This window comes from Streptomyces mobaraensis, from assembly GCF_020099395.1.
Lineage (GTDB): Bacteria > Actinomycetota > Actinomycetes > Streptomycetales > Streptomycetaceae > Streptomyces.
Genome location: NZ_CP083590.1, coordinates 3,652,887 through 3,665,264, shown reverse-complemented (window position 1 = coordinate 3,665,264; position 12,378 = coordinate 3,652,887). Strand labels below are relative to the sequence as shown.

12 protein-coding genes are annotated in these 12,378 nt (G+C 72.2%); 7 read left to right on the top strand and 5 right to left on the bottom strand.

The features are described 5' to 3' along the window. Positions 1-122 precede the first annotated feature (122 nt). Both htpX and pspAB read left to right on the top strand, forming a co-directional pair. Complete coding sequence (htpX, locus tag K7I03_RS15865; protein ID WP_224347070.1) at positions 123-1,040, top strand: zinc metalloprotease HtpX; 918 nt, start codon at positions 123-125, stop codon at positions 1,038-1,040. Between the two features lie 9 nt (positions 1,041-1,049). After that, complete coding sequence (pspAB, locus tag K7I03_RS15860) at positions 1,050-1,634, top strand: PspA-associated protein PspAB (RefSeq protein WP_185940417.1); 585 nt, start codon at positions 1,050-1,052, stop codon at positions 1,632-1,634. Between the two features lie 4 nt (positions 1,635-1,638). Here the strand turns inward: pspAB and K7I03_RS15855 are convergent, their stop codons facing one another. Genes K7I03_RS15855 through K7I03_RS15840 form a run of 4 tightly spaced genes read right to left on the bottom strand, consistent with a single transcriptional unit; the run spans position 1,639 to position 6,262 of the window. Then, positions 1,639-2,568 (bottom strand): MerR family transcriptional regulator, encoded by a 930-nt coding sequence (locus K7I03_RS15855; RefSeq protein ID WP_185940418.1) that lies wholly within the window; start codon positions 2,566-2,568, stop codon positions 1,639-1,641. Positions 2,569-2,599: 31 nt separating this feature from the next. Beyond that, positions 2,600-3,502: a metal-dependent hydrolase gene (locus K7I03_RS15850; RefSeq protein WP_185940419.1), complete on the bottom strand. Its 903-nt coding sequence runs from the start codon at positions 3,500-3,502 to the stop codon at positions 2,600-2,602. Between the two features lie 34 nt (positions 3,503-3,536). Beyond that, positions 3,537-5,384, bottom strand: a complete 1,848-nt coding sequence (locus K7I03_RS15845; protein WP_185940420.1) for an SDR family oxidoreductase — start codon at positions 5,382-5,384, stop codon at positions 3,537-3,539. After that, positions 5,381-6,262: a M24 family metallopeptidase gene (locus K7I03_RS15840; protein WP_185940421.1), complete on the bottom strand. Its 882-nt coding sequence runs from the start codon at positions 6,260-6,262 to the stop codon at positions 5,381-5,383. Before K7I03_RS15840 ends, K7I03_RS15845 begins: the two co-directional genes overlap by 4 nt. A gap of 258 nt (positions 6,263-6,520) precedes the next feature. Here K7I03_RS15840 and K7I03_RS15835 point away from each other — a divergent pair, with 258 nt between their 5' ends. The 4 genes from K7I03_RS15835 to K7I03_RS15820 are packed head-to-tail and all read left to right on the top strand — an operon-like array spanning position 6,521 to position 10,112. Further along, positions 6,521-7,552: an ABC transporter ATP-binding protein gene (locus tag K7I03_RS15835; RefSeq protein ID WP_185940422.1), complete on the top strand. Its 1,032-nt coding sequence runs from the start codon at positions 6,521-6,523 to the stop codon at positions 7,550-7,552. After that, positions 7,542-8,441 carry an ABC transporter permease gene (locus K7I03_RS15830; protein WP_185940423.1) on the top strand — a complete coding sequence of 300 codons (900 nt, stop codon included), beginning with the start codon at positions 7,542-7,544 and terminating at the stop codon, positions 8,439-8,441. The genes K7I03_RS15835 and K7I03_RS15830 overlap by 11 nt, the downstream gene beginning before the upstream one ends. Continuing rightward, positions 8,438-9,349: an ABC transporter ATP-binding protein gene (locus K7I03_RS15825; RefSeq protein ID WP_185940424.1), complete on the top strand. Its 912-nt coding sequence runs from the start codon at positions 8,438-8,440 to the stop codon at positions 9,347-9,349. The genes K7I03_RS15830 and K7I03_RS15825 overlap by 4 nt, the downstream gene beginning before the upstream one ends. Positions 9,350-9,383: 34 nt before the next feature. Further along, positions 9,384-10,112, top strand: coding sequence for an ABC transporter permease subunit (locus K7I03_RS15820; RefSeq protein WP_185940425.1), 729 nt, complete (start codon positions 9,384-9,386; stop codon positions 10,110-10,112). A 159-nt stretch (positions 10,113-10,271) separates the two neighbouring features. Here the strand turns inward: K7I03_RS15820 and K7I03_RS15815 are convergent, their stop codons facing one another. Next, complete coding sequence (locus tag K7I03_RS15815) at positions 10,272-11,534, bottom strand: nucleotide sugar dehydrogenase (RefSeq protein WP_185940426.1); 1,263 nt, start codon at positions 11,532-11,534, stop codon at positions 10,272-10,274. A 68-nt stretch (positions 11,535-11,602) separates the two neighbouring features. Between K7I03_RS15815 and K7I03_RS15810 the strand changes: the two genes are divergently transcribed. Next, positions 11,603-12,376, top strand: a complete 774-nt coding sequence (locus tag K7I03_RS15810) for a glycosyltransferase family 2 protein (RefSeq protein ID WP_185940427.1) — start codon at positions 11,603-11,605, stop codon at positions 12,374-12,376. The last annotated feature ends 2 nt before the right edge of the window (positions 12,377-12,378 follow it).

The following is a 12,378-nucleotide window of genomic DNA, read 5'->3' as shown; positions in this document are numbered from 1 at the left end:
ATCGTGACAGAAGGGCCTTTTCCGGCGTGACGGAGGCGTCGGCGCGGCTGTCCGTGTGACCGTGCGCGCCGACGTGACGGAGGAGCCCCTCCCGGGCGCCGGTGCGAGACTGGGAGGCCGCCGTGCGGAAGACGACGCGAGCCACACGATTCGCCCCCGACCGCGGGCTGACCACCCGCATGGTGGGCACGATGTTCTTCATCGGGCTGCTGTACGTGGTGTTCGTCGGCGTGCTCGTCGTGCTGCTGCGCGGGGCGTGGCCGATCGTGCTGGTGCTGGCCGGTGGGCTGTTCGTGGCCCAGTTCTGGTTCAGCGACCGGATCGCCGAGTTCGGGATGGGGGCGCGCGAGGTGACCCCGCGCGAGGCCCCCGAGCTGCACGGCGCGGTCGACCGGCTGTGCGCCCTGGCGGACATGCCCAAGCCGCGCGTGGCCGTCGCCGACACCGACGTGCCCAACGCCTTCGCCACCGGCCGCAACCGCAACAACGCCCTGGTCTGCGCCACGACCGGGCTGCTGCGCCGGCTGGAGCCCGAGGAGCTGGAGGGCGTCCTGGCGCACGAGCTGAGCCATGTCGCGCACCGCGACGTCGCGGTGATGACCATCGCCTCCTTCCTGGGCGTCCTGGCCGGGATCATCACCCGCGTCGGCCTGTGGGGCGGCCTGCGCAGGGTGGGCGGACGGGACGCCAACACGGCCCTCCTGATGGTGGTCGTCCCGCTGGTCAGCGCCGTCGTCTACGCCGTGAGCCTCCTGCTCACCCGGATGCTGTCGCGCTACCGGGAGCTGTCCGCCGACCGGGCCGCCGCCCTGCTGACCGGCCGGCCGTCGGCGCTCGCGTCCGCGCTCACCAAGGTCACCGGGCAGCTCGCCCGGATCCCGACCCGCGACCTGCGGCAGGCGGAGCCGTTCAACGCCTTCTGGTTCGCCCCGGCCCTCTCCCGCGAGACCCTGAGCGGCCTGCTCTCCTCGCACCCCCCGCTGGAACGGCGGCTGGACCAGCTCGGCAGGATCGCGGCGGCCCTCGGACGGGCGGGGTGACGGCGACCCATGGGCTTCCTGGACGTGATCCTCGGACGCACCAAGCCCGTCCGCCCCGATCTCGACCGCCTCTTCGCCCTGCCGTCCGCCGCCCTGACGCTCCGGGCCGGTGCCGGGCTGGAGCCGACCGGGCGCGGTTCGGTCTGCTTCGCCAGCGTGGAGGGCGGGGCTTTCGACGCGCTGCGCGAGGACGTCCGGCGGCTGCTCGACGCGGACACCGCGCGCGGCGGGACGCCCGTCGAGTTCCTGCGGGACTCCTACGGGTACACCTGGCTGCTCGCCCAGGAGCCGCCCGACGATGTCCCGGCCCTGGTCAACGACCTGCACGCGGTGAACACGCTGCTGGAGGACGCCGGGTTCGGGCCCCAGCTGCTCTGCTCGCTGCTGGGCTTCCGGGACGGGCGCGGCCGCCCGCTCGCCCTCGTCTACCTCTACAAACGCGGCACCTTCTACCCCTTCGCGCCCGTCGAGGGCGCCCAGGAGCGACGCGATCACGAACTGGAGTTGCAAGCACGGGCGTTGCTCGCCGACGACCTGCGGATCGAGGACGATCTGAGCCGCTGGTTCCCGGTGTGGGGCGCGCCGGGTCTGTGACGGCCTACCCCGTGCCCTCCCGATGCCGCTCGGCCAGGCCGTCCATCGCCCGCGCCCGCACCTCCCGTTCCGCCGCCGCGGCCACGAAGGCGCTCACACCGTCCGGGCCGACCAGGTCCCGTACGGCGTCCACGGTGGCGGCGGGCAGTTCCACCGCGGCCCTCGCCTCGTCCGCCGCGACGGCGGGAGCGCCGCCGGTGACCTCCCCGAGGTGCCGGCGCAGGTTTCGCACGGCCAGCAGCCGCATGGCGCGGGCGAGTTCGGCGTCCACGGTCTGCTGGGCGAGCGGCCGCAGCCGGCGCACGAGGGCGGCGGCCCGGTCCGCCTCCTCCTCGGACGGCGCGTGATCCAGGTACGGCCGGAAGACGTGCTCGGTGGTGAAGTCGAGGAAGCGGGCTGCGAGGTGCTCGACCTGGGAGCGCACCTCCCGGAGGTGGGTGAGGATGGCCGGCAGGGGGACGCCGGAGGCGTGCAGTTCGGCGGCGACGGCGAGCAGCTGCGGGCTCGGGACCAGGAAGGTGTCCGGGGCGCCCGGGACCGGTTCGAGGACGCCCAGCTCCACGGCGTCCTCGACGGCGGAGTCGTCCGGCCCGCCCCCGAACCGTTCGACCAGGTCGGCGCGGGTGACCCGGCCGGTCCGCTCGTCCGACCACGGCCCGTCCACCTCCGCGACGAGCCCGAGGATCCCGCCGAGTCCCCGCCCGGCGTCCCAGGCGTCGAGCAGTTCTTTGATGCTGGCGAGGGTGTAGCCGCGGTCCAGCAGGTCGGCGATCCGCCGGAGCCGCTCCAGGTGGGCGTCGCCGTAGACGTTCGCCCGGCCGCGCCGCTCGGGCCTGGGGAGGAGGCCCCGGTCCTGGTAGGCGCGGATCGTGCGGACCGTGGCGCCGCTGAGGTGGGCCAGGTCCTCGATCCGGTACGCCGGCGGTTCGCTCACGGGGCACTCCTCACAGACACCACCCGTCACTCTACGACGCGACCGCGCCGCCCGGCGCCCGCCCCCGGCCCGCCGCCGGCGAGGCCGCCAGGTAGGCGACGGCCCTGCTCAACGACCCCTCCTGGGACGGGTGGTAGGAGCGCCGGAGGTAGCGCGGTATGGCCGCGCCCAGCTCGCCCCAGGTGGGCAGCAGCCCCTTGTCGACGGCCCGCTTGTGGTGCCGCAGCGTGTAGCGGAGCCGCTTGGCGAGCCGGGGGTCGTGCCGGATCAGATAGGCGGCTCCGCGTCCCCACAGGTACGTCAGGATGGGGGCGGTGATCGCCATGCCGAGCACGCGGCGGGCGTAGCGGCCGGGCTCGTCGCCGCCGCAGTGCTGGTACATGTCGAAGGCCACCGACCGGTGTTCGACCTCCTCGGCGCCGTGCCAGCGCAGCAGGTCGAGCATCACCGGGTCGGGCCGGGCGGCGTCGAGCGTGTCGGCCCGCAGCACCCAGTCGCCGAGGACGGCGGTGAACTGCTCCACCGCCGCGATCACCGACAGCCGGAACCGCAGCCACTCCCGCTCGGAGAGCGGCAGTCCGAACGGCGGCCGCTCGCCGAGCAGCACGTCGAAGAGGTAGTCGACCTGCCTGGTGTACGGGCCGGTGTCCAGCTTCTGGTGGGCCAGGTGGTCGAGGACGTAGGAGTGCTGGACGCTGTGGGTGGCCTCCTGGCCCATGAACCCTTTGACGTCCTTGAGCAGTTCGGGGTCTCTGACCAGCGGCAGGGCCTCCTTGAAGACCTTGACGAACCACCGCTCCCCGGCGGGCAGCAGCAGGTGCAGCACGTTGATGACGTGGGTGGCCGTCGGCTCGTCGGGGATCCAGTGCAGCGGCGTCTCCCGCCAGTCGAAGGAGACGCGGCGGGGGGCGATGGGGTGGTGGTCGGCGGTCATGCGGGTCCTCCTCCGAGGGGTTCGGGACGGCCGGTCAGAGCCGGGGTTCGGCGCGTGCGACGGCCCGCCGCAGGCGGGGCGCGAAGCGGGCGAGGAGGCGGAGTCCGTGCGCCTCGGGGGTGACGGGGACGACGGGCAGGTCGTCGTGGACGGCCCGCAGGATCGCGTCCGCGACCCGCTCCGGCGGGTAGTCGCGCCGCCCGTAGAGCCGGGTGGTCCGCTCCCGCAGCCGCCGCTGCTCCTCCTCCGGGACGCCGGTGAAGAGGGTGGCGGAGGTGATGCCCGTGGCGACGATGCCGGGGCAGACGGCGGTGACGCCGATGTCCCGGTCGCCGAGCTCGGCGCGCAGGCACTCGGAGAGCATCAGTACCGCCGCCTTGGAGGTGCTGTAGGCGGACAGCGTCCGGGAGGGCTGGAAGGCGGCGGCGGACGCGGTGTTGACGATGTGGCCGCCCTCGCCGCGCTCGGCCATCTGCCGGCCGAAGAGGCGGCAGCCGTGCAGCACGCCCCACAGGTTGACGTCCAGGGTCTTCCGCCACGCCTCCGGCGGCGTGTCGAGGAACGGCCCGGCGACGCCGATCCCCGCGTTGTTGACGAGGACGTCCACGACGCCGTGGGCCTCGGCCGTGCGGGCGGCCAGCTTCTCCATCGCCGCCTCGTCGGAGACGTCGACGCACTCGGCCCAGGCCCCGGGCGCGCCGAGCAGCCGGGCGAGCTCGGCGGTGCGCGCCGCGCCCTCCGCGTCGCGGTCCACCGCGACGATCCGGGCGCCCGCCTCGGCGAAGGCGAAGGCGGTGGCCTGGCCGATGCCGCTCGCGGCGCCCGTCACCAGGACGAGCCGGCCGGCGAAGCGCTGCGCGTACCGCTCCGGGCGGGCCTTGCCGGTCCCGGGAAGGGGCCGCCGGACGGGGACGGCCGACGGGCCGTCCGCCTGCCGGCCGACGAACTCGGTGATCCAGTCCGCCAGTTGCCCGGGGCGGGTGCGCGGCACCCAGTGGCCCGCGCGCACGGTGCGCCGCACCAGGCCGGGCGCCCAGCGCTCCAGGCCGTCGTAGAGCCGCGCGGAGAGGAACGCGTCGCCGGTGGGCGTGATCAGCTGCACGGGGGCGTGCGCGTACGCGTCGGGGCGCGGACGGCGCGTCCGCTCCCGGACGTTGTCGCGGTAGAGCCAGGCGCCGTGCGCGGCGTCGGTGGGCAGGGACGCGGTCGGGTACGGGCCCTTCGGCACCTTCTCGGACCGCTCCAGCACGTCCGGCCACCGCCGGCCGAGCGGCCCGCGCCAGGCGGCCTCCGGCAGGACGGGCGTGTGCAGCGCGTACACGTACCAGGACCGGGCGCCCTGCCCGAGCAACTGGGCGGCGCGGCGCGGGGTGGGCCGCGCGGCGCGCTCCTTGATCCAGTGACCGAAGTGGTCGAGCGAGGGTCCTGAGATGGAGGTGAAGGAGGCGACGCGCCCCTCGGTGCGGCGGACGGTGGTGAACTCCCAGCCCTGGACGGATCCCCAGTCGTGTCCGACCAGGTGCACGGGGGCGTCGGGGCTCACCGCGTCCACGACGGCGAGGAAGTCGCCGGTCAGCTTCTCCAGGGTGAAGCCGCCGCGCAGCGGGCTGGGCGCCGTCGACCGGCCGCAGCCGCGGACGTCGTAGAGCACGACGTGGAAACGTTCCTGCAAGCGCTGTGCGACCGGCGCCCAGACCTCCTTGCTGTCCGGGTAGCCGTGGAGGAGGACGACGGTGGGGTCGGCGGGGTCGCCCAGTTCGGCGACGCACAGCTCGACGCCGGCCGACCGCACCCTCCGCTCCCGCGCGCCGTCGAGTTCCGTGCCGCCGCGCTTCGTGCCGTCGAACTCCGTGCCGCCGTGCTCCGCGCCGAAGGCGTTCATCGTCCGGTTCCCTTCTGTCCGTCCCGTTGCGCTTCCCGTCCCCCTGCCCGCCGCCGCCGGACATGCGGAAGATCGTCGTCCAGCCAGAACGCGCTCTCCTCCGGATCCCGCGAGTCGGTCACCACCAGCAACTCCTCGAACTTCACGCCCGTCCCGCGGAACCCGAGGTGCGGCTCGACCGCCCACAGCCCGGGGGTGGGCGGGTGGTCGGAGAAGCGGTACGGGCTCCACAGCGGCGACCAGCCCTCCCGGTGGCCGTGGAGGGCGTCGGAGGCCAGCCCTTTCAGCGCCTGGGTGCCGAAGCCGAGGACCCGTGGCGACCAGCGCCGGTCGCGGACCCGGCCGACCTTGTGGGCGATCACCCCGAAGGGATAGGCGCGGTGCCGGTTGGCGTAGCCCTGGCGCATCATGAGCCGGTCGACGTCCTCGTAGACCGTGCGCAGCGGGCGGCGCTCGCGGACGCCGCGCAGGACGAGGTCGCGGTGGTCGAGGAGGTCGTCGAGCATCCGGGCGTGCAGCGGGTCCGGGCCGAGGCAGCCGGAGTAGCCGACGTCGGCGGTGAAGCCCCGGTACACCGGCGCCAGGTCCAGGACGAACGGCATCCCGGGCGCCAGCCGCCGCCCCGACGGGAAGAACTGGGTGGGCACCCGGAAGCCGGTGAAGGCCGTGCGGTCGCCGAACCAGGCGAAGGGCAGATGGAACCAGTCGCGCACCCCGCGCCGCCGCAGCCACTCCCGTTGCAGCCGGGCGGCGTCGCGCTCGGTCATCCCGGGGACGAGCTGCGCGGCGACGGCCTCGGCGCAGGCGTAGGCGAGGCGCTGCACCTCCCGGAAGCCGGCCAGGTCCTGTGTGACGTGCGGTGACGCTCCGGTCTTCATGGCGCAACCGTCCCTGCCGGTGCGGAAGTTGACATCGATGAATGTGACAATATTCGGAGGCGGCGTCAAGGGGTGGGGCACAAGGTGCCTCCGACGTCCCGATGCGTGCCACCGGGCGTCCCGGTCCGTGGCCCCGACATTCCGGACCGCGCCCCGACGCGTGCCCCTGATGTCCGGTTCCGTACTTCCGGCCCATCCCCTACGGGACGGTCAGACCCGAGGACTACACCGAAGCCGTCATCCAGACTGACGCCCGATGTGGTCCGCGCCACTACCGTCGATGACGTGACAGTGATCGCCACCGAAAGCCTCAGCAAGCGGTACCCCAAGGTGACCGCGCTCGACCGGCTCTCCGTCGACATCACTCCGGGCGTGACCGGTCTGGTGGGTGCCAACGGGGCCGGCAAGTCGACGCTGATCAAGATCCTGCTGGGGCTCTCCCCGGCCACCGAGGGCCGCGCGCACGTCCTGGGCCTGGACGTGGCCACCGAAGGGGCGGCCATCCGGGAGCGGGTCGGCTACATGCCGGAGCACGACTGCCTGCCGCCCGACGTCTCGGCCACCGAGTTCGTCGTGCACATGGCGCGGATGTCCGGGCTGCCGCTCTCCGCCGCGCGCGAGCGCACCGCGGACACCCTGCGCCACGTGGGCCTCTACGAGGAGCGCTACCGCCCGATGGGCGGATACTCCACGGGCATGAAACAGCGGGTGAAGCTGGCCCAGGCGCTCGTCCACGACCCGCGCCTGGTGCTGCTGGACGAGCCGACGAACGGCCTCGACCCCGTCGGCCGCGACGAGATGCTGGCCCTCATCCGCCGGGTGCACACCGACTTCGGCATCTCGGTGCTGGTCACCTCCCACCTGCTCGGCGAGCTGGAGCGCACCTGCGACCACGTCGTCGTCATCGACGGCGGCCGCCTGCTGCGCTCCTCCGCAACCAGCGACTTCACCCAGGCCACCGGCTCCCTCGCGGTCGAGGTCACGGACACCGACGCCCACCCGGACGGCACGTCCGCCCTCGGCGCGGCCCTCACGGCCGCCGGGCTCGCGGTCCGGGCGGCCGGCGGCGCGGGCGGGTACGGGGTGGCGGGCGGCGGACACGTCCTGCTCGTCGACCTCGCCGGCGACGAGACGTACGACGTCGTGCGCGACGCCGTGGCCGGGCTCGGGCTGGGCCTGGTGCGGATGGAGCAGCGCAGGCACCGCATCGCGGAGGTGTTCCAGGCGGACGCCGACGACAGGACGAACGACCACAGCGCGCAGAAACGGGGCACCACCCATGCCGCCTGAGACCACGGCCACGCCCGCCCAGGACGTGATCCACAACATCGGCTACCGGCCGTACACCGGCCCCCGGCTGGGCCGCGGCTACGCCCGCCGCGCGCTCTGGTCGCAGAGCCTGCGCGGCGCGTACGGGCTGGGCCGCTCGGCCAAGTCCAAGGTGCTGCCGATGACGCTGTTCGCCGTGATGTGCGCGCCGGCCGCGATCATCGTCGCGGTCGCGATCACCACGAAGATGGACAAGCTGCCGGTGGAGTACACGCGGTACGCGATCCTCCTCCAGGCCGTCGTCGGCCTCTACCTCGCCTCCCAGGCGCCGCAGGCGGTCTCCCGGGACCTGCGCTTCCGGACGGTCCCGCTCTACTTCTCCCGCCCGGTGGAACGCGTCGACTACGTGCTGGCCAAGTACGCCGCGCTCGCCTCGGCGGTGTTCCTGCTCACCGCGGCGCCCCTGCTCATCCTCTACGTGGGCGCCCTGCTCGCGAAGCTCGACTTCGCCGCCCAGACGCAAGCCTTCGCCCAAGGACTGGTCTCCGTGGCCCTGTTGTCCCTCCTCTTCGCCGGCCTCGGCCTGGTCGTCGCCGCGCTCACCCCGCGCCGCGGCTTCGGCGTCGCCGCCGTGATCGCCGTCCTGACCATCTCGTACGGCGCCGTGAGCACCGTCCAGGGCATCGCCTACGCCCGGGACAACACCGACGTCATCGGCTGGCTGGGCCTGTTCTCGCCGATCACCCTGATCGACGGCGTGCAGACGGCGTTTCTCGACGCCACCTCCAGCTTCCCCGGCTCCCACGGCCCCGGCACCGGCGCGGGAGCCGTCTACCTGCTCGCCGTCCTTGCGCTGATCGCCGGCTCGTACGCCGTCCTGATGCGCCGCTACCGGAAGGCGGGCCTGTGACGACCATCCGTATCGACAACGTCTCCCGCTGGTTCGGCAACGTGGTCGCCGTCAACGACGTCTCCATGACCATCGGCCCCGGCGTCACCGGCCTGCTCGGCCCCAACGGCGCCGGAAAGTCCACGCTCATCAACATGATGGGCGGCTTCCTCGCCCCCTCCACCGGCACGGTCACCCTCGACGGGACGGTCATCTGGGGCAACGAGCAGATCTACCGGCACATCGGCGTCGTCCCCGAGCGCGAGGCGATGTACGACTTCCTCACCGGGCTGGAGTTCGTCCGCGCCAACGCCGAGCTCCACGGACTGCCTGACGCGGCGGCCCACCGGGCGCTGGCCACGGTCGAGATGGAGTACGCCCAGGACCGGAAGATCTCCACGTACAGCAAGGGCATGCGGCAGCGCGTCAAGATGGCGTCCGCCCTGGTCCACGACCCGTCCGTGCTGCTCCTCGACGAGCCGTTCAACGGCATGGACCCCCGTCAGCGCATGCAACTCATGGACCTGCTGCGGCGGATGGGGGCCGAGGGGCGCTCGGTGCTGTTCTCCTCGCACATCCTGGAGGAGGTCGAGCAGCTCGCGGCGCACATCGAGGTCGTGGTGGCCGGACGGCACGCCGCGTCCGGTGACTTCCGCAAGATCCGCCGGCTGATGACCAACCGGCCGCACCGCTACCTCGTCCGCTCCAGCGACGACCGCGCCCTGGCCGCCGCCCTCATCGCCGACCCGTCGACCTCCGGCATCGAGGTGGACGTCCAGGAAGGCGCGCTGCGCGTCCAGGCCGTGGACTTCGGCCGGTTCACCACCTTGCTCCCGGCCGTGGCCCGCGCACACGGCATCCGCCTCCTCACGGTCTCGCCCTCCGACGAGTCCCTGGAATCGGTCTTCTCGTACCTCGTCGCGGCCTGACCGTCCCGAAAGCCTGAAAGGAGGCGCCGGCCCCATGCACTCCCTCTACCACCCGACCGTCGCCCGGCTCACCTACCGGGGACTTCTCGGCCGCCGCAGGGCCGCCGTCCTCTTCACCCTCCCCGCCCTGCTGCTGATCATCTCGGCGGCGGTCCGCCTGCTGACCGGCGCCGACGACGACACGGCCACCAAGGTCCTCGGCGGCTTCGCGCTGGCCACCATGGTCCCGCTGATCGGCGTCATCGCCGGAACGGGCGCCATCGGCCCGGAGATCGACGACGGCTCGGTCGTCTACCTCCTCGCCAAGCCGGTGAAGCGGCCGACGATCATCTTCACCAAACTCCTCGTGGCGACCGCCGTCACCGTCGTCTTCTCGGCCGTCCCGACCCTGATCGCCGGCCTGCTCCTGAACGGCGACAGCCAGCGGATCGCGCTCGCTTACACCGTCGCCGCCGCCGTCGCCTCGGTCGCCTACAGCGCGTTGTTCCTGCTGCTGGGCACGGTGACCCGACACGCGGTCGTCGCCGGCCTCGTCTACGCCCTGATCTGGGAATCTCTCTTCGGCAGCCTGGTCCCCGGGGCACGGACGCTCAGCGTCCAGCAGTGGGCCCTGTCCCTGGCGGAACGCATCGCCGCGCCGGGCGCGATCTCCTCGGACGTGGGCCTGCCCGTGGCGGTGGTGCTGCTCGCGGGCGTCACGGTGGCGGCGACCTGGTACGCGGGCGAGAAGCTGCGCAAGCTGACGCTGGCGGGGGAGGAGTAGGCCCCTGTCCCGCCCCTTCACCGTCTCCCGGGACATCACCCCGGACCCCGGTACCGCGGCCCACCGCTTGCACACGTGGGTCGCGGACTGGGCCGCGCCGGCCGACGAGCCCCTCGAGGGGCTCGGAGGAGGCGTCGATCGCCATGGCGAGGGGCGGAGTCACAGGGCTTCGACGTGGGTGCCGGTGCCGGACAACCGGTTTCGACAGTCGAGTATGTAGGGCGCGTGCTCAAGGAGTGCCTTGTAGTCGAACGCGTCGTGATCCGTGAGCAGGACCACGGCGTCGGAGGCCGCGATCTCCTGCGCGGTCGCATCGACCCGGATCAGGTGTGCGCCGGTTGGGCTGTCTTCCACGACGTGCGGGTCCGCGCCGCGCACCTCGGCGCCGAGGGCGAGCAGGAGATCAGCGACGCGCGACGACGGTGACTCGCGGGCGTCACCGGTGTTCTTTTTGTACGCGAGCCCCATCAGCAGGATCCGGGAACCCTTCACGGAGCGCTGCCGGTCGTTCAGTGCTTCGCCGAGCCGGCGCACCACGTAGTCGGGCATGTGGCCGTTGATATCAGTGGCCAGCTCGACGAACCGGAAGGTCCTGGCGAGTGCCCGCTCCACCCGCCACGAGAGGAAGTGCGGGTCGATCGGCAAGCAGTGCCCGCCCACTCCGGGCCCCGGGGTGAAGGGCATGAAGCCGAACGGCTTGGTCGACCCGGCGCGGATCGCCTCCCAGATGTCGACGCCCAGATCGCGGGCGAGTATCGCCGTCTCGTTGATCAATGCGATGTTGACGTGCCGGAACGTGTTCTCCAGCAGCTTGGTCAGCTCGGCCACCTTGCAGGAGGAAACCGGCACGGTGTGCTCGACCAGTTCCTGGTAAAAGGACTCCACTGCGCGAAGCGACGCCTCGTCGATCCCGGCGACGATCTTGGGGGTGGTCTCCAGCCGCCACGTTCGGTTGCCCGGGTCGATCCGCTCGGGGCTGTACCCCAGGTGGAAGTCCGGTCCGGCGATGAGCCCGGAGCCCTTCTCCAGCACCGGGCCGAGCAACTCCTCGGTGGTGCCTGGGTAGGTGGTGGACTCCAGTACCACGGTGGCACCCGGTCGAAGATGCCCGGCCAACGTCTCACCGGCCGCCTTGATGTGGGTGAGGTCCGGCACCCCGTAACGCAGCGGTGTCGGCACGGTGATCACGGCGAGATCAAAGCCGGTCAGCGTCGCGGGGTCGGCCGAGGGGCGGTAGGAGCCGGTCGCCAGCAGTGGGCGCAGCCTCTCGTCCGGGATGTCTTCGACGTAGGACGTGCCGCCGACCAGGTGCGCGAGCCTGTCGCGGTCGATCTCGTACCCGACCACCTGATGACCGACTTCGGCCGCTCGCGCGGCCAGCGGCAGACCCACGTAACCCTGACCGGCGACAACAATGCGCATGGCATCTCTTCCTACCGTTCCGGTGCTTGAATGGACCGTCTCGTTCTGATCTGGCAAGGAGAGCGGCTGTGCCTCTGGTGTCTGTCGTGATGCCCGTGTACAACTCGGCAGCCACCCTCGGTGCCTCGATCAGGTCGGTGCTTACGCAGACGCACAGTGATCTGGAGCTTTTGGTCACCGACGACAAGTCCACGGATGAGTCGATGGACATGCTCAGGGACTTCGCCCGGCAGGACGAGCGCGTTCTGCCCGCGTCGGCGCCCGAGCAGGGCGGTGCGGGACGGGCGCGTAACCTCGCGATCGCGAGGGCCCGTGGGGGTTATGTCGCCTTCCTCGACAGTGACGACATGTGGCTGCCGGAGAAGCTGGAGCGGCAGCTTGCCTTCGCGGCGACGGCGGGTTCGCCTTTGACGTTCACCTCCTACTACAAGGTGGATGCCGACTATGCCGGGGAGAGCACCGATTTCATCCCGAACGGGAGGGTGGTCCGGGCGCGTACGCACGTGGATTACCGCGCGATGCTGACCCAAGATCACATCGGCGCGCTGACCGCCATGTATGACCGCACCGTCCTGGGGACGCGGTTGATGCCGGAGATGCGGAAGAGACAGGACTATGCATTGTGGCTGTCGATCACGCGGGATGGCGTGGACGCTCGGGGGCTTCCCGAACCACTGGCGTTGTACAGGGCCCACCGCGCGGGATCGCTGTCCTCGAACAAGATGTCGCTCATCAAGTACAACTGGGAGCTGTACCGCGAACATGAGCGCTTGTCGCTGCCCCGGTCGGCGCGGGCGCTGGCCGGGGCAGCGTGGCATTCGGTACGGAAAGCGCGGATCTAGCG

Coding starts and splice junctions, on each gene's coding strand:
- pspAB (WP_185940417.1), top strand. CDS start 1,050: ATGGGCTTCCTGGACGTGATCCTCGGACGCACCAAGCCCGTCCGCCCC.
- K7I03_RS15850 (WP_185940419.1), bottom strand. CDS start 3,502: ATGACCGCCGACCACCACCCCATCGCCCCCCGCCGCGTCTCCTTCGAC.
- K7I03_RS15845 (WP_185940420.1), bottom strand. CDS start 5,384: ATGAACGCCTTCGGCGCGGAGCACGGCGGCACGGAGTTCGACGGCACG.
- K7I03_RS15840 (WP_185940421.1), bottom strand. CDS start 6,262: ATGAAGACCGGAGCGTCACCGCACGTCACACAGGACCTGGCCGGCTTC.
- K7I03_RS15830 (WP_185940423.1), top strand. CDS start 7,542: ATGCCGCCTGAGACCACGGCCACGCCCGCCCAGGACGTGATCCACAAC.
- K7I03_RS15820 (WP_185940425.1), top strand. CDS start 9,384: ATGCACTCCCTCTACCACCCGACCGTCGCCCGGCTCACCTACCGGGGA.
- K7I03_RS15815 (WP_185940426.1), bottom strand. CDS start 11,534: ATGCGCATTGTTGTCGCCGGTCAGGGTTACGTGGGTCTGCCGCTGGCC.